The organism is Streptomyces sp. NPDC004732, from assembly GCF_040609235.1.
GTDB lineage: Bacteria > Actinomycetota > Actinomycetes > Streptomycetales > Streptomycetaceae > Streptomyces.
Genome location: NZ_JBEXJR010000021.1, coordinates 47,971 through 63,893, shown reverse-complemented (window position 1 = coordinate 63,893; position 15,923 = coordinate 47,971). Strand labels below are relative to the sequence as shown.

General features: G+C 71.1%; 13 protein-coding genes. 5 read left to right on the top strand and 8 right to left on the bottom strand.

Going from position 1 to position 15,923, the window contains the following annotated elements:
* Positions 1-210 precede the first annotated feature (210 nt).
* A complete protein-coding gene (locus ABZV77_RS39555; protein WP_356267692.1) occupies positions 211-966 on the bottom strand; it encodes a sulfite exporter TauE/SafE family protein in 756 nt (251 codons plus the stop codon).
* Between the two features lie 217 nt (positions 967-1,183).
* Here ABZV77_RS39555 and ABZV77_RS39550 point away from each other — a divergent pair, with 217 nt between their 5' ends.
* On the top strand, positions 1,184-2,110 hold the full coding sequence (locus ABZV77_RS39550; protein WP_356267690.1) for a LysR family transcriptional regulator: 927 nt from the start codon (positions 1,184-1,186) through the stop codon (positions 2,108-2,110).
* On the opposite strand, the gene ABZV77_RS39545 is transcribed toward ABZV77_RS39550, so the two are convergent.
* The 3 genes from ABZV77_RS39545 to ABZV77_RS39535 form a co-directional block, all read right to left on the bottom strand.
* Entirely contained in the window at positions 2,080-3,312 is a 1,233-nt protein-coding gene (locus ABZV77_RS39545; RefSeq protein ID WP_356267688.1) for a sigma-70 family RNA polymerase sigma factor, read from the bottom strand. The genes ABZV77_RS39550 and ABZV77_RS39545 overlap by 31 nt on opposite strands.
* A gap of 16 nt (positions 3,313-3,328) precedes the next feature.
* Positions 3,329-3,745, bottom strand: a complete 417-nt coding sequence (locus tag ABZV77_RS39540; RefSeq protein WP_356267687.1) for a YciI family protein — start codon at positions 3,743-3,745, stop codon at positions 3,329-3,331.
* Between the two features lie 228 nt (positions 3,746-3,973).
* The gene (locus tag ABZV77_RS39535) at positions 3,974-5,506 is read right to left on the bottom strand and encodes an MFS transporter (protein WP_356267685.1); all 1,533 of its coding nucleotides are present in this window, start codon (positions 5,504-5,506) and stop codon (positions 3,974-3,976) included.
* Positions 5,507-5,917: 411 nt separating this feature from the next.
* Between ABZV77_RS39535 and ABZV77_RS39530 the strand changes: the two genes are divergently transcribed.
* Together ABZV77_RS39530 and ABZV77_RS39525 are read left to right on the top strand one after the other, a co-directional pair.
* Complete coding sequence (locus tag ABZV77_RS39530) at positions 5,918-7,174, top strand: LLM class flavin-dependent oxidoreductase (RefSeq protein WP_356267683.1); 1,257 nt, start codon at positions 5,918-5,920, stop codon at positions 7,172-7,174.
* Positions 7,171-8,490, top strand: a complete 1,320-nt coding sequence (locus ABZV77_RS39525; RefSeq protein WP_356267681.1) for an MFS transporter — start codon at positions 7,171-7,173, stop codon at positions 8,488-8,490. Before ABZV77_RS39530 ends, ABZV77_RS39525 begins: the two co-directional genes overlap by 4 nt.
* Before the next feature lie 25 nt (positions 8,491-8,515).
* Here the strand turns inward: ABZV77_RS39525 and ABZV77_RS39520 are convergent, their stop codons facing one another.
* Together ABZV77_RS39520 and lpdA are read right to left on the bottom strand one after the other, a co-directional pair.
* Positions 8,516-10,711 (bottom strand): MMPL family transporter, encoded by a 2,196-nt coding sequence (locus ABZV77_RS39520; protein WP_356267679.1) that lies wholly within the window; start codon positions 10,709-10,711, stop codon positions 8,516-8,518.
* Positions 10,712-10,842: 131 nt separating this feature from the next.
* Positions 10,843-12,246 (bottom strand): dihydrolipoyl dehydrogenase, encoded by a 1,404-nt coding sequence (gene lpdA / locus ABZV77_RS39515; protein WP_356267678.1) that lies wholly within the window; start codon positions 12,244-12,246, stop codon positions 10,843-10,845.
* A 310-nt stretch (positions 12,247-12,556) separates the two neighbouring features.
* Here lpdA and ABZV77_RS39510 point away from each other — a divergent pair, with 310 nt between their 5' ends.
* Together ABZV77_RS39510 and ABZV77_RS39505 are read left to right on the top strand one after the other, a co-directional pair.
* On the top strand, positions 12,557-13,426 hold the full coding sequence (locus ABZV77_RS39510) for an SAM-dependent methyltransferase (protein WP_356267677.1): 870 nt from the start codon (positions 12,557-12,559) through the stop codon (positions 13,424-13,426).
* Between the two features lie 249 nt (positions 13,427-13,675).
* The gene (locus ABZV77_RS39505; RefSeq protein ID WP_356267801.1) at positions 13,676-14,551 is read left to right on the top strand and encodes a TauD/TfdA family dioxygenase; all 876 of its coding nucleotides are present in this window, start codon (positions 13,676-13,678) and stop codon (positions 14,549-14,551) included.
* A 19-nt stretch (positions 14,552-14,570) separates the two neighbouring features.
* On the opposite strand, the gene ABZV77_RS39500 is transcribed toward ABZV77_RS39505, so the two are convergent.
* Both ABZV77_RS39500 and ABZV77_RS39495 read right to left on the bottom strand, forming a co-directional pair.
* Positions 14,571-15,077: a GNAT family N-acetyltransferase gene (locus ABZV77_RS39500; protein ID WP_356267675.1), complete on the bottom strand. Its 507-nt coding sequence runs from the start codon at positions 15,075-15,077 to the stop codon at positions 14,571-14,573.
* Positions 15,074-15,814 carry an IclR family transcriptional regulator gene (locus tag ABZV77_RS39495; RefSeq protein WP_356267674.1) on the bottom strand — a complete coding sequence of 247 codons (741 nt, stop codon included), beginning with the start codon at positions 15,812-15,814 and terminating at the stop codon, positions 15,074-15,076. Before ABZV77_RS39495 ends, ABZV77_RS39500 begins: the two co-directional genes overlap by 4 nt.
* Positions 15,815-15,923: the final 109 nt, after the last annotated feature.

Here is a 15,923-nt window from a genome sequence, read left to right as displayed (position 1 = left end):
CCGGGGAAGGCGCAGGCACGAAGCCGGTATGAACGGGAAGTGACCCCGACCGGACGGGGGAATCGCGGTCGGGGCCACATCATGTTCAACGATAAACCATAGGGTGAAGTTCCGAGGCGGGGGGCCTGCCGGTGTGAGCTGCGTTACCCGGCGCCTGTCCTACCTGGCGCCTGTCTCACCCGGCACCTGCGCTGCCCGGCACCCCGGTCCTCACTGAATGAGCATGATGATCGAGGCCGTGGTTCCCACGACGACGATGAAGGTGCGCATCACGAGAGGGGGCAGCCTGCGGCCGAAGCGCGCGCCCACCAGGCCGCCCACCGTCGAACCGGCGGCGATCAGTCCGGCCGCGGTCCAGTCGATGTCCGCGACCACGATGAAGACGACGGCGGCGACACCGTTCACGATCGAGGCCAGCACGTTCTTCGCGGCGTTCAGGCGCTGCAGGTCGTCCAGGAGGAACGTGCCGAACAGGGCCATGAGCAGTACCCCTTGGGCCGCTCCGAAGTAGCCGCCGTAGATCCCGGTGGCGAGGACCCCGCACCACATCGGGATGCCGCCGTCCACCTTTCCGCCGCCCTCGCGGTTCTGCAGCTTGCGGGCCAGCCAGGGCTGGAGCAGCACCAGGAGGCAGGCGGTCAGGATGAGCGCGGGGACCACCGCGCGGAAGGCGTCGTCGGGGAGCTTCAGGAGGAGCAGTGCCCCGATCAGGCCGCCGATGAGCGAGGCGGTGCCGAACCGCACCAGACGCCTGAACTGCCCCTTCATCTCCCGGCGGTAGCCGTACGCGGCGCTCAGGGTGCCCGGCACGAGGCCGAGGTTGTTCGACACGTTCGCGAGCACCGGCGGCAGGCCGAAGGCCAGCAGCGTGGGGAAGGTGATGAGGGTGCCGGACCCGACCACCGCATTGAGCCCGCCGGCCGCGACACCGGCGGCCCCGACGGCCACCATTTCGAGCGCTTCCACGCGTCACCTTTCCCGATCCCCGCCGAGTTCCCGTCGAACTCCCGCCGCACGTCCGGCGGGTGCACGGCCCGCGCGGCCCGGGGGCGTGTTCCGTGCCCCCGGGTCGACGCCCGTCGCCGGGTCGCCGCCCGGGCCATGAACGATCTTGGTGCACCGTGAAAACCCAAGTCAATCCTCGGGTTTCCTTGCATCCCCCCAAGGGATAACTTCATCCGCTGTGACCCTCGACGACCTCCGCACCTTCATCGCCGTGTGCCGTGCGGGCAGCCTCAGCGCCGTTGCCCGTGATCTGTCCTGTACGCAGTCCGCCGTGAGCCAGCACGTCAAACGCCTGGAGCGGGAGCTCGGCGTGAGTCTCCTCGAGCGGCATGCGCGGGGTGTCGTGCCCACCTCCGCCGGGCGGATCCTGCAGGCCGCGGCCTCGGACGGGATCGGCGGCATCGATCTCGCCGTACGGCGGCTGCGGGAGCAGGTGCGCGGGGAGGGCGGCACGGTACGGATCACCACCGGAGCCACCTCCGTACGGCACTTCATGGCCGAGGCCGTCGTCGACTTCCGGGACCGCTATCCGCACGTCAGTCTGGAGTTTCAGACGATGAGCTCCAGCCGCAGCTGCTTCGACGCGCTCGCGGCCGACGACCTGGACCTCGCTTGGATCACGCTCGGGGAGCCCGTGCGCGGCATCGAGCAACGGCCTGTCGTCGAACTGCCCTGGGTCCTCGCCGTCCGCGCCGACGACCCGCTCGCCGGGCGGCCGCGCGTCGAGCCCGCCGAGCTGGCCGCGGCGCAGCTCATCACGCCGCCGGAGGGGTCGACCTCGCGCGGCCGCCTCGACGCGTGTCTCGGTGAGCTGGATGTGGTGCTGCCGACGGTCACCAGCGCCGCCGACTGGGACACCGCCGCCCTGCTCGCGGAGCTCGGGCTCGGCCGGGCCGTCGTGCCGCTGCTGCCCGGCTGGCGCGCGTGCGGGCCCGGGGGACTGCGACTCGTCCCGGTGCCGGAGCTGCCGCCGCTGTCGGTGGGGTGGGCGGTGCGCCGCTGGGACGCGCTGAGCCCGCTGGCCCACGCCTTCGCCGACACCGTCGCCGGACACTGCGGGCTGCTGGGGCCCGATCAGGGAGCGAGTCGCGCGGCGCGCGTCTGAAGGTAGTGGGCCTCGGGGCGGCTGAGCGTCCCCTTGGCCGCCAACTGGTAGGCGGCGAGGGCGAGGCCGGTGTCGCCCGCCCTCTCCAGGAGATGGGCGCGGACGGCCTCGAGCCGGTAGTGACCCGTCAACCCGTCCTCCAGCGAGGCCAGTTCGCGGAGCCCGGCCCGCGGCCCGTGCACCATCGCGTAGGCGACGACCCGCCCCAGCCCGGCCATGGGCTCGGGAACGAGGCGTACGAGAACGTCGTACAGGGCGAGGATCTGCGGCCAGTCGGTGGCGTCCGCGTCGTCCGCCTCGTCGTGCAGGGCCGCGATGGCCGCCTGCAACTGATAGGCGCCTGGCGGGCCCTGGGACAGCGCCTCCTCGACGAGCTCCGTGCCCTCGGCGATCGCCTGCCGGTCCCAGAGGGTGCGGTCCTGCTCCTCCAGGGGGATCAGCTCGCCGTGCGGGCCGGTCCGCGCGGCGCTGCGGGCCTCGGTGAGCAGCATCAGCGCCAACAGCCCCGTCACCGGTCCCTCCTGGGGCAGCAGCCGACGCACCGAACGGGTGAGGCGGATCGCCTCGCGTGCGAGGTCCGCACGGTGCAGGGCGTCACCGGAGGTGGCCGTGTAGCCCTCGTTGAAGATCAGGTAGAGCACCTGGAGGACGACGGCGAGCCGCGCGTCGCGGTCGCCGGGGCCCGGCTGCAGGAACGGCGCCCCCTTGATCTTCGCCTTCGCCCGGCTGATCCGCTGGGCCATGGTCGCCTCGGGCACCAGATGTGCGCGGGCGATCTCGGCCGTGGTCAGCCCGCCGACGGCGCGCAGCGTCAGCGCGACCTGCGCGGCCGCGGTCAGCTCGGGGCGGCAGCACAGGAACAGCAGCGTGAGCGTGTCGTCGTCCGCGGGGGCACGGCTCTCGCCCGGCGGGGGAGCGGTGAACGCGTCGCGGGGAGCAAGCCGCGCCGCGTCCTCCTCGCGCCGCCGCCGGGCGTCGTCGGCACGCAGCTGGTCCATGAGGCGGCGCGAGGCGACCTTGATCAGCCAGCCGCGCGGATTCTCCGGAATTCCCTGGTCGGGCCATTGCCGCGCCGCCGCGATGAGCGCCTCCTGCACGGCGTCCTCGGCGGCGCCGAAGTGCCCGTACCGGCGTACGAGCGCGCCGAGGACCTGCGGCGCGTGTCGGCGCAGCAGGTCCTCGACCTCGGTCGTACGTCTCACCGGGCGCCGGTGCGTCTCAACAGTCGCCCCCGGCGGCGTCCTGGACGGGACGGATCACGACGGGCGGGTCGACGAGCCCCTCGGGGCCGGGGCACTCGCTGACGCGCAGGGCGATCTCGGTGACCCGCTCCAGGCTCTCGCAGTCGAGCAGCCAGTACCCGGCGAGCACCTCCTTCGTCTCGCCGTAGGGACCGTCCGTGATGACGGGGCGGCCGTCCTTGTCCCGGCTGACGAAACGGGCCTGCGCGGGTTCGGTGAGCCCCTGCGCGTCGACGAGTTCACCGGACTCGGCGAGATCGTTGGTGACCTTGCCCATGTAGGCGAACATCGCCTGCAGTTCCTTCTCGCTCCAGGTCGGGCTGTCCGCGGTCGGCTTGCCTGCCATCGACTCGTAGTCGGCCTGTGAGCCCTGGACCATCACCAGATACTTCATGACTTCGCTCCTCGGCTGCGCGGTCACCCCTTGCGGGCGACTCTCACAGGGGACGTCGGCGCGGACGACACGTTCTCGACACCTCGCGAAAGAATTTTATCGACGGCGACCTTCCCTGTCCCGGTGGCGACTGCTCAGCGGCCCGTTCCACCGGCACGGCCGCCGGACGCAAGGGATTCCTCATCACCCGCTCCACGGTGCACGGTGACGTGTCCGCGCGGAACTTCTTCACCCCATGTGGACCGGGGCAGGGCCCTCGGCCGTCTCCTGCTTCTTGGCGTTGATGGCCAGCACGGTGACGGCGAGACCGGCCAGGAACATGGCACCCGCACCGACGAAGGCCAGCGTGTAGCCGTGGGTCAGGGCGTCGGCCGCCTTGGCCACCAGGCCGTGGTCCTTGGTGGCCACGCCCCGGTAGAACGAGGTGGCCGCGTCGGGCAGCCGGTCGTTCGCCGCCGACGTGGAGACGGTCGCGAGGACGGCGAGGCCCAGGGCGCCGCCGATCTGCTGGGCGGTGTTCAGGAGCGCGGAGGCGATGCCCGTGTCCTGGTGGTCGACGCCGCTGACGGCGCCCAGGGTCATCGGGACGAAGCCCATGCCCAGGCCGAGCGCGGTGACGAACATCGCGGGCATCAGGTGCCCGGTGTAGGACGAGTCCGGGGTGAGCGTGGCGAACCAGAACATGCCCACGGCCGCCACCAGCAGGCCGGGCCCGGCGATGGCGCGCGGGGCCAGCCGCGTCACCAGCTTGGCGCTGAGCGCGGCGGCGACTCCCATGCCGAGGCTGAACGGCAGGTTGGCGAAGCCCGTCTTGACCGCGCTGTAGCCGAGGATCAGCTGCATGTAGAGGGTGAGGAAGTAGAAGGTGGCGATCATCCCGGCGCCGATGAACAGCATCGTGGCGAAGGACCCCGAGCGGTTGCGGTCCTTGAAGAGCCGCAGCGGCATCATCGGGTGGGCGGTGCGGCTCTGGATGACCAGGAAGGCGCTGAGCAGGACGGCGGCGACGGCGAAGCAGGACAGGGTCAGGCTGTCGGTCCAGCCGTGCTCGCCGCCGCGGGTGATGCCGTAGACCAGGGCGATCAGTCCGCCGGTGCCGGTGATGGTGCCAGGGAGGTCGAGCCGCCCGCGGTGGCGCTCCGCCTCGACGAGCGTCTTCGTACCGGCGAGGACGGCCAGGCCGATCGGGATGTTCACGAAGAACACCCACCGCCAGTCCAGGGCGTCGGTGAGGACGCCGCCGAGCAGCAGGCCGACGGTGGCGCCGATCCCGGCCATCGCGGCATAGACCCCCATCGCCTTGTTGCGCTGCTTGCCCTCGGGGAACGTCGTGGCGATCAGGGAGAGCGCGCTGGGCGCCGCGACGGCCGCACCGACGCCTTGCAGGATGCGCGCGCCGATGAGCAGGCCCTCGTTCGGGGCGAGCCCGCCGAGCAGAGAGGCCAGGGTGAACAGGGCGATGCCCAGCTGGAACATCCGGCGTCGGCCGAAGAGGTCCCCGGCCCGGCCGCCGAGCAGCAGCAGCCCGCCGAAGGCCAGCGCGTAGGAGTTGACGATCCAGGCCAGATTCGCGTCGGACACGTCCAGCGCGGTCTGGATGCTGGGCAGGGCGATGTTGGTGATGGTGCCGTCGAGCACCACCATGAGCTGGGCCGCGGCGATGACGAACAGCGCCAGGCCGAGGTGGCGGCCGCCGCCGGGTGGCGCGGCGGCGGTGTCCGCGGATGCGTGGGTGGTGACAGCCGTGCTGTCAGCAGACATGAAAGAGCTCCAGAACGAGGCGTGGACACATTCCGCCGGAACAGGAATCAGATGTGGAAGGCCTTCTTCCATTCCGGTGTGAGGGGCGACGGCGGCCGCCGGTAAGAGGCGGTGCACCGCAGCGCAATCCGAGCGGTGCGCCGGTGAAAATGCGGCCCGGCTCGGGATGAGTGGAAACCCTAACACCATAAAACCCCTGGTGGAGGCCGTGCAGAACAAATTGAAGCCAGTACGTCGACGGACTTGACATTTCGCTTCCATTCCCAGGCCGCCGACTTTTGCAGGCTTTATTGATTTCACTTGCATTTTCGCTCGGACTGTGGGCAATGAGGGGCCCGGCGGATGCGGGTGCTGTGCTCACACTTTTCTCGAAATGGCAACTTGCACTAACGTTCACCCTCAGGACTGCGAATGGGGGAGACAGTGGCTGTCGACATCGGGGTGTTCCTGCCGATGCTGCGGGCGGAGGGGCAGGGGCAGGCCGGGGAGTTCGTCGCGGCGGCCCGCTGGGCGGAGGAGCTCGGCTTCGAGTCGGTGTGGGCGAGCGGTCATCTGACGGGGCGCGTCCCGGTGCTTGACCCGACGGTCACCCTCGCCGCCGTCGCCGCCGCCACCACCCGCGTCAGGGTCGGCTACGGAGTCCTGACGACCCCCGTCCACGGGATCGCCCACCTCGCCCACCAGCTCGTGAGCCTCCAATTCCTCTCCCAGGGGCGCCTGTTGGTGGGTGCCGATGCCGGAGGGTGTGCCTGGGCGCAGTGGCGCGGGGGAGTGGTCGACTCGCCCGTCTGGGCGGCGTCGGGGGTGCCGTACGAGGGGCGTGACGAGCTGACCGATCGCGCGCTGGACCAGCTGCGGAGCCTGCTCGTGGCGCATCCGACCGAGGTCGGCGGCGCCGAGCTGACCCTGCGGCCGCGCGTCGACCGGCCGCCCTTCCTCATCGGCGGCGAGTCGGACGCCGACCTGCGGCGCGCGGTCCGTTACGGCGCCTGGTTCCCGAACCTCGCATCGCCCGCGTACATCGCCCGCATGCTGCCCCGGCTGTCCGCGCTGGGCGCCGAGACCGGCCGCGTCGTCAGGCCCTCGGTGAGCGTCGCCGTCCCGTCCACCCTCGCCGCCCCCGGGACGCGCGAGCGACGGGAGCAGCCGGACGCGACGGTGCTGCGCCGCTATGGCATCGACGCCGAGCGGGCGGCCGCGATGCCGGTCGACGGCACGCCGGAGCGGGCCGCCGAGAAGATCGTCGAGTTCGCGCGCGCCGGTGTCGACAGGCTCGTCCTCAGCTTCCCCGAGGACGACTGGCGCACGCAGTACGAACTCGCCGCCCAGGCAGCCGAGTTGGCGCGGCGCGAGCTCCCGGTCCGGCGGACCGCCACCGCCGGGAACCAGACCAGCTGCGGCGGCTGGGCCAGGGTCACCCTCGACCTGGAGCGCGAGCCGGGAACGTACGCCTTCCTCAATCCCCTCGGCAAGGACGTCCTGGACGCCGGTCTCGCCGAGGCCCTGGAGGAGGGGGTGCGCGAAGGGCTCGCGGGCGAGGCCCGCACGGTGCGGGTGCACCGCGCCTGGGTGCACCAAGTCGACGCCAACGAGCGGGTGTTCCGCGAGGCGGGCCGCAAGGCGGTCGCCGAAGCGCTGGCCGCGGAGCGCGCGGGCGGCAGGCGGTGACCGACCGGGCGCCGGCCGCCTCGCTGTGGGGCAATCGCAACTACCGGGTCTTCCTCGTCATTCAGACGCTCTCCGCCCTCGGGGACTCGTTCTCGTTCGTGGCGATACCGCTGCTCGTGCTGCACAGCACGGGGTCGGTCGTCCAGATGGGCCTGGTCACCGGCCTGACCGGCGTCGCGTCGATCGTCACCGGACTCTTCGCCGGTGTGATCGCCGACCGGTTCGACCGGCGCAGGCTCCTGATGCTCTCCGACGTGGCGCGCTGCCTGCTGTACGCGCTGATCCCGCTGGTCTGGCTCTTCGCGAACCCGATGTGGCTGATCTACACGGTCGTGCCGCTCACGGGCGGTTTCGCGATGCTCTTCCAGGTGACGTACGTGACGGTGGTGCCCGCCATCGTGGCACCCGACCAGATCATCAAGGCCAACGCGCACCTCTACGGCACCTATGCGGTGGCGACGGTCGGCGGGCCCACCCTCGCGGGTCTCGTCGCGGCGGCGTTCGGCCCCGTGGCCGCCATCGGGATCGACGCCGCGACGTTCGCCATGTCGGCCGCCGGGCTCCTCCTCGTCACCCTGCGGCCGACCCCGCGGCCGACCGACGAGAAGGGAGCCGATGAGAAAGGAGCCGAACGCGGCGGTGTGCGCGGCGAGTTCCTGGCGGGCTTCCGCTTCCTCTGGGCACACCCCGTCCTGCGCCCGCTGACGGTGCTGCTGTCCCTGTTCATCTTCCTCACGCACGGCATGACCGACGTCATCATCTTCCGGATCAAGGAGGACCTCGGCCACGGCGACGGCACGGTGGGCTATGTGCTGAGCGCGGGCACCGTCGGCACGTTCGTCGCCTCCTTCCTGGTCGCCCGGCTGCGCAAGGGCATCGGGTTCGGGCCCAGTTGGATCGGCGCCGTCACGCTGGGCGGCATCGCCGTCGGCTGCCTCGGACTGACGGAGAGCGTGCCGGTGATCGGCGCGCTCTCGGCGACCATGCTGCTGGCCACCGGCGTCGCCGGGATCTGCTCCATGTCGCTGCGGCAGGAGGTGACGCCGGGGCATCTGCTGGGGCGGGTCACCGCGGCGTTCTGGACCACGCACTACTCGCTCGGCCCCCTCGGCGCCGCCGCCGTCACCGCGTCCGCGGCCGGGTTCGGGGTGGCCCGGGTGTGCCTGGCCGTCGGTGTGGGCGTGGTGTGCGTGGCGCTCAGCGGGACGTTGACGGGGATCGTACGGGCCGAGGCGCCGGACGCGTCCCGGACGCCCGCGGCGGACGAGGCGGGCGAGGCGGGCGAGGCGGCGGAGTCGGCGGCGGAAACCGCGTGACTCCGCGCGCCTCGGCGGCGAGGCCCTAGCGGGAGCGCGTCGCGCCCCCGGCCGTCTGTTCGCCCTCGCCCTCGCCCGCGCGCCCGTCCGCGTCCGTCGACGGCGGCGGCCCGCCGCGCCCGTTCCGCTTCTCGTCGCCGTGCCCCGGCCACCAGGCCGCGTGCCCGATGAGCGCGGTCAGCGCCGGAGTGAAGATCATCGCCATGACGAATGCGGCGATGAGGATGCCGAAGGAGAGCGAGAAACCCATCTGGGAGAGCGTCGAGTTGCCCGCGAGCATCAGCGTCGCGAACGTACCCGCGAGGATCACGCCCGCCGAGCCGATCGTGGGCCCCGAGTGACGCACCGCCGTGCCCGCGGCGTCGTGCGGGGAGCGGCCCTCGCGGGCCTCCTCCCGCAGCCGCGACACCATGAGGATGTTGTAGTCCGTGCCCAGCGCGACCACGAACAAATACATGATCACGGGGAGCATGAACATCAGTCCGGGCTGACTGCCGATCTGCTGGAAGATCAGGGAGGTCGCGCCGAGCGTCGCGCCGAAACCGAGCGCGACGGACAGCATCAGGTACCAGGGCGCCACCAGGCTGCGCAGCAGCAGCCCGAGGATCACCATGATGGCCAGCGCCGCCACCGGGAAGACCACCGAGTAGTCCCGGTCGACCGCCTTGTTGATGTCGACGTACACGGCCGTGGTGCCGCCGACGAGCGCCTCCGTGCCGGACGGCGCGTCCTCGTGGGCGGCCGGGCGCAGCTGCCCCTTGACCGTCTCCAGGGCGCTGTCGGAGGCGGGCGGGTCCGAGAGGATCACGGAGTACGAGGCCGTCGTACGGTCCGGACTCAGCCGCGGAGCCGCGACCTCGCCCACGCCCGGGACGTCGGAGAGCTGCTTGCGGAAGGCGGCCGCCTGCGGCGCCGTCACCGGCTTGTCGGTCGTGGAGCTGAGGTACACGGAGGTCGGGTCGGTGCTGCCCGCGGGGAAGCCCTTCTGGAGGTTGTCCAGGGCGACCATCGACTCCTTGTCCTTGGGGAGCGAGGATCCGGCCAGGTCGAAGTTGGCCTTGTAGCCGAGCGCGCCGAGCGCGAGGGCACCCATGAACAGCGCGGAGACCAGCGCCCAGACGGCGGGCTTGCGGGCGATGGACGCGCCGAGCTTGGCGAATCCCGTGCCCTGCGGCTCCTGCTGCCAGGACTTCGACGGCCAGAACACCTTCGTGCCGAGCAGCGACACCACCGCGGGGACGAGGGTGAGTCCGGCGAGGAGCGTCACGAACACCGCGATGGCCAGGGCGGGTCCCATCGACCGCAGCATGCCGAGCGAGGACAGCGTCAGCGCGGCGAAGGCCACGATGACCGCCCCGGCCGCCGACGTGATGGCCTCACCGACCCGCTCGACGGCGTGCACCATGCCGCTCTTCGGATCCTCGCCCGCCCGCAGCGCCTCCCGGTAGCGGAAGAGCAGGAACAGGATGTAGTCCGTGCCCACGCCGAACAGGACGACGGTCAGGAGCTCCTGGATGGAGGAGTCGGCCTTCATGTCGAAGGCCTTGTTGGCGGAGGCGATCAGACCGGTCGCCATCGGCGAGATCAGACCGATGAGGACGACCGGCAGCAGCGCGATGATCGGGCTGCGGAAGATCACGAGCAGCAGCAGGACGATGATCACGATCGTGCCGACGCCGACGAGCAGCCCCGCCTTCTTGGAGGCGTCGCTCTCGTCGAGGGCCTGGGCGGCGGATCCGGTGATGCCCGCCGAGAGGTCCGTGCCCTTCAGCTCCGGCTTGAGGTCGCTCCGCAGCTCCTTCACGGCGTCCTGCTGCGCGGTGTCCTCGGGGTTGGTGATCTTCGGCATGGCGACGACCGAGGTCTGCACCAGCTTGTTGGGCGAGACCTCGCCCGGTACGACGGCCTGCACCTCGGGGATCTTCCGGTTCTGCAGATCCTTGGAGACGCGCGCCACGTCGGCGGAGTCGGCGGCCGTCAGCTTCCCGCCGTCGGAGCGCTGGAAGACGATGATCGCGCCGACGTTCTGCTGCTTGGGGAAGTCCTTCTCCTGCACGTCGGCGGCGCGAATGGACTCGTAGTGGTCCGGAAGGAAACTCGCCTCGTCACTGCTGGAGGTGAGTTTCGGCGCCAGCGAGATCACGGCGCCGGCCGCCACCACCCACGCCAGGATGATCCACCAGGGGCGGCGCACCACGAATCGGCCCAGGCCAGAGAACATCGGCTACTGCCTCTCCTCGCCCCCGAGGCATAAGAGTCGTGTCCCGCCAAGGATCGGCCGGAGCGAGCGGCCCCGCCACTCGAGCGACTCACTTCCGGTCACTCGCGTCGCGGCGGGGCGCCCGCGCCCCGTCAGAAGTTGATCATGTGCCCGGCCAGGCCGTGCACCGCTTCCTTGACGGCCTCGCCGAGGGTCGGGTGGGCGTGGACGTTGCGCGCCACCTCGTGGACGGTGAGGTCCCACTGCTGGGCCAGGGTGAGCTCGGGCAGCAGCTCGGTGACGTCGGGGCCGATCAGGTGGGCGCCGATGATCTCGCCGTACCGCGCATCGCTGATGATCTTGACGAAGCCGACGGTGTCGCCCAGGCCGTGCGCCTTGCCGTTGGCCTGGAACGGGAACTTCGCGACCTTGACGTCGAAGCCCTTCTCCTTGGCCTGCGCCTCCGTCCAGCCGAAGCTGGCGATCTGCGGCTGCGAGTACGTGGCGCGCGGGATCATCGGGTAGTCGAGTTCCATCGTCTCGGCGTCCGCGAGGGTCTCCGCGGCCACGACGCCCATGGACTCGGCGGTGTGCGCCAGCATCAGCTTCGCGGTGACGTCGCCGATGGCGTAGATGTTCGGGACGTTCGTGCGGCAGCGCCCGTCGACGTCGATCGCGCCGCGCTCGGTGAGCGCCACGCCCGTCGCCTCCAGGCCGAAGCCGGAGACGTTCGGCGCGAAACCGATCGCCTGCAGCACCTTGTCCGTCTCCAAGACCTGCTGCTTGCCGTCCTTGCCCGTGACGGTGACCTTGACCTGCTCGCCCGACTCGTCGATCGACTCCACGCGGGTCGAGGTCATCACGTCGATGCCGAGCTTGCGGTACTGCTTGGCCAGCTCCTTGGAGACGTCCGCGTCCTCCAGCGGCGCGACGCGGTCGAGGAACTCGACGATCGTGACCTTCACGCCGTAGTTGTGCAGGACGTACGCGAACTCGATGCCGATGGCACCGGCGCCCGCGATCACGATGGACTGCGGCACCGAGTCGGCGAGGATCTGCTCCTCGTACGTCACCACGCGCTCGCTGCGGCTCGTGCCGGGCAGCAGCCGGGGCGTGGCGCCGGTGGCGATGATGCAGCTGTCGAAGCCGATCGTGGCGGTCGTGCCGTCGGACTTGGCGACCTGCAGCGTGTTCGCGTCCAGGAACGTGCCCCGGCCGTCGAACTCGGTGATGCCGTTCTTCTTCATCAGGAAGTGGACGCCCTTGACGCGGCCGTCCGCGACCGTGCGGCTGCGGCTGAACGCCTCGCCGTAGTCGAAGGAGACCTGGCCGTCGACCTTGATGCCGTACGTCTTCTGCTCGTGCGTGAAGAGGTGGGCCAGCTCGGCGTTGCGCAGCAGGGCCTTCGTCGGGATGCAGCCGACGTTGAGGCAGACACCTCCCCAGTACTTCTCCTCGACGACCGCTACCCGCTTGCCCAGCTGGGCGGCGCGGATGGCGGCGACGTAGCCGCCGGGTCCTGCTCCGAGCACGACGACGTCGAAGCGGTCTTCCATGGGGAGGTCCTCTCTGGGTGGTACGGATCCGGTGGTGCGGATGGCTCTCTTCCCCGATCATCCGCCATGCGCAGGTCCGGACGGTCGGCGGGTGAGGGACACCACAGCCCCGGCCGGAGGGCCGTGGCGGGAAAGGAGGGGGAAAGGAGCGGGGAGGGGGAGGGGAAGGGGGCGTGAGTCACCGCCAACCACCGGCATCCACAAGTGTGTTGAAGATTGTGCAGTCCGTTCACCCGAACGTGGATCACCGGATAGTGTCGCGACAAGGAACACGTTCTGTGAATCCCGCGGGAGAGGTGGAGAGCGCGCTGTGGCGAGTGACAACCAGTCCGAGACGGTGTCCGGGCCGTCCAATCCTTCCATTCCATACGACGTCCCCACCTCGGCGCGCGGCTACGGCTGGATGCTGGGCGGCAAGGACAACTACGAGATCGACCGGAAGTTCATCCTCTCCACCGTGCCCTCGTTCCCCGAGGTCGTCGACATCTGCCGACAGAACCGCCAGTTCCTCTTCCGCGCGGTGCGCCATCTGACGCGCGAGATGGGCATCCGCCAGTTCATCGACATGGGCTGCGGGCTCCCCACCGACAACAACGTCCACCAGGTCGCCCAGCGCTTCGCGCCCGACGCCCGCGTCGTCTACGTGGACGTCGACCCGATCGTCCTCGCGCACGGCCGCGCGCTGCTCGCCGACGACTCCTCCACGACGGTGATCATGGGGGACATGCGAGACCAGGACGGGATCCTGAACCACCCGGACGTGGAGCGTCTCATCGACTTCGACGAGCCGGTCGCCTCGCTCTTCCTGTCCGTCGGACACCACCTCGTGGACGCCGACGACCCGCACCGCATTCTGCGCACCATCGTCGACCGCGCGGCGCCCGGCAGCTTCGTCGGCTTCTCGCAGGTCATCTGCGAGGACCCGGCCCGGGGCGCGGCGATGACCGAGCACATCGCCGGTGGCGGCGTGCCGTGGCAGACCCGCACGCCCGCCGAGGTCGACGTCCTGCTCGAAGGCCTCGAGCCGGTGGAGCCCGGCGTGGTCAACCTCGTCGACTGGCGCCCGGACCCCGACCAGCCGCCCCTCGCGCCGGTCGACCCCGACCTAGTGCCCTACCTCGGCGTGACCGACGCCAACAAGGGGATCTACGAGTACGGCGGAGTGCTGCGCAAGCCGTGACGGAACGTTTGACCTGGCGGGATCGACGTCCCACAATGACGACCATGATCCAGCACCTGACCGCCGCCGCACGGACGTTCAACGTCCCGTGGCGGCGCGGGTGCGAGCGATCGGGCCGCTAGCTGTCCGGAGTCCCGCTCCGCACGGCCCCTGCCCGCTCACGCATCCGAAGGATCAGATCCGATGACTGTCGCACCCCAATCTCCCGTCACCGCAGCCCTGCGCGAGGCGCGCGTCCCCGCCGACGGCATGTACGAGGGCCGCCGCACCCTGCGCCGCCTGCCCGACGACTGGCAGGAGCGTCCGTACGAGCTCTTCGACGTCGTGCCCCAGGGCCGCGTCATCGGCGCCGAGATCCGCGGCGTCGACCTCGCCCGCCCGCTGACGCCCGCCCTGCGCGAAGAGCTGAACCGCGCCCTCCTTGAGTGGAAGGTGCTGTTCTTCCGCGGCGCCCGCATCACCTCCGAGCAGCAGCGCGCCTTCGCGCTCAACTGGGGCGAGCTGGAGACCAATCCGCTGCTCGCCCGCGGTTCCGCCGACGACGTCGTCCGCTTCGACAAGGGCGGCAGCGCCACCCCCACGTACGAGAACGTCTGGCACGCGGACGTCACCTTCCGCGAACGCCCCGCGCTGGGCGCGGTGCTGCAGCTGCACGAGGTGCCGCCGTTCGGCGGTGACACGATGTGGGCGGACATGGCGGCGGCGTACGACAACCTTCCCGACACCGTCAAGGCGCGCATCGACGGTGCCCGTGCCGTGCACGACTTCATCCCCGGCTTCGCCCGCTTCTACGGCCCGGACAAGCTCGCCCCGCTCCAGGACCGCTTCCCGCCCGTCACCCACCCCGTGGTGCGCACGCACCCGGAGACCGGGCGGCGGATGCTCTTCGTGAACACGTCCTTCACCACGCACATCGTGGGCATGGAGCGCGAGGAGAGCGACCGGCTGCTGGGCTACCTGGTGCGGCAGGCCCATGTGCCGGAGTACCAGGTGCGGTTCCACTGGCAGGCGGGCGACATCGCCTTCTGGGACAACCGCGCCACCCAGCACTACGCCGTCGACGACTACGCCCCGCACCGGCGGGTCGCGGAGCGCGTCGCCATCGCGGGCGACCTGCCGTACTGACCCGGGCGGGGGCCTGGGCTCAGACCTTGAGCCTGGCCTCCCAGCGGATCTCGCCGTCCTGGATCACCTCGGTGGCGGCGAGGCCCGCCGACCTCGCCACGGCCGCGGACGCCCGGTGGTCGGGATGGATGTGCGCGGCGACGGTACGCACGTGCTGCCCCGCCAGCCACTCCACCAGGCCACGGGCCGCCTCCGACGCGAAGCCGCGTCCCTGCCAGGGCGTCCCGACCACCCAGGCAATCTCCGCGTGCCCCTCCGGAACGACGGTCGCCTGCACCGTCCCGACGAGGCTCGGACCGTCCTCCGTACGCAGCCGAAGCACCCAGTTGCACCAGGAGACACCGGGGTCGGGGGAGCCCGCGAGCATGCGCCGGTAGCGGGCCCGGAGCGCCTCCACGTCGTCGGGGGCGCCGCCTATGAAGGTGTGCAGCGCCGGGTCGCCGAGCACGGCGGCCATCTCGTCGGCGTGCTCGACGCGCAGCGGCACGAGGTCGAGGCGGGGCGTGCGGATCTCTATGGGGATCATGCGTGCATTGTGCCGAGCCGGTCGGCGACCGAGCGCACCGCGTCCACGAGGGCGTCCGCGATGTCCGGGAGGCGTTCCGCGGTCCGCGACGTCGGGCCCGCCACGGCGATCACCGCGCGGACCTGCCCGCCGACCAGGACCGGCCGGGCCGCCGCGGTCACGTCGGGGAGCGTCTCGCCGCGGTTGAACGCCACACCCGTCGCACGGACCTCGGCCAGCTCGTCGTGCGCCGCCTGCCGTGCGGCCGGATCGTCGATGAGGGTCCGGAGATATGTGTCGCGCCAGGTCAGGGAGCGGTGGGCGAGCAGTACTTTGCCCGCGCTCGGCGGATACAGCGGGCGGCGGGTGCGCAGCGGCGCCGAGTAGCGGATCAGCCGGTGCGACTCGGCGGCGGTCGCGTACACGAGCGAGTCGCCCACCGCGGTGCCGAGCATCGCCGTCTCGTCGAAGCGGTCCCGCAGCGCCTCCAGGGTGGGCAGCGCGGCGGCCGCGACATCCCGCGAGGGCCGCGCCAGGAGACTGCCGAGTGCGGGACCGAGGCGGTAGACGCCCTGCTCCTCGACCAGATAGCCGGTCGAGACAAGGCCCTTCACCAGGCCGAACACCGAAGACTTGGGGGCGTCGAGGACGTCCGCGAGCTCCTGCATCCGGGCGCCGCCCCGCCGCGACACGCACTCCAGGATGCCCGTCACCCGGCTGACGGTGCGGTGCTCCTTGGGCGCGGGCCCCTCGCTCACGGTCCGGCTCCCCTCCGCCGAGTGGCTCTTGACCGGCCGATCATACGGCTCTTAGCCTCACGCATATCCGACTCGGCAATCGTATATACGAACTCGACCGAACTGGGGC

Coding starts and splice junctions, on each gene's coding strand:
- ABZV77_RS39540 (WP_356267687.1), bottom strand. CDS start 3,745: ATGAAGTATCTGGTGATGGTCCAGGGCTCACAGGCCGACTACGAGTCG.
- ABZV77_RS39535 (WP_356267685.1), bottom strand. CDS start 5,506: ATGTCTGCTGACAGCACGGCTGTCACCACCCACGCATCCGCGGACACC.
- ABZV77_RS39530 (WP_356267683.1), top strand. CDS start 5,918: ATGGGGGAGACAGTGGCTGTCGACATCGGGGTGTTCCTGCCGATGCTG.
- ABZV77_RS39520 (WP_356267679.1), bottom strand. CDS start 10,711: ATGTTCTCTGGCCTGGGCCGATTCGTGGTGCGCCGCCCCTGGTGGATC.
- lpdA (WP_356267678.1), bottom strand. CDS start 12,246: ATGGAAGACCGCTTCGACGTCGTCGTGCTCGGAGCAGGACCCGGCGGC.
- ABZV77_RS39505 (WP_356267801.1), top strand. CDS start 13,676: ATGTACGAGGGCCGCCGCACCCTGCGCCGCCTGCCCGACGACTGGCAG.
- ABZV77_RS39500 (WP_356267675.1), bottom strand. CDS start 15,077: ATGATCCCCATAGAGATCCGCACGCCCCGCCTCGACCTCGTGCCGCTG.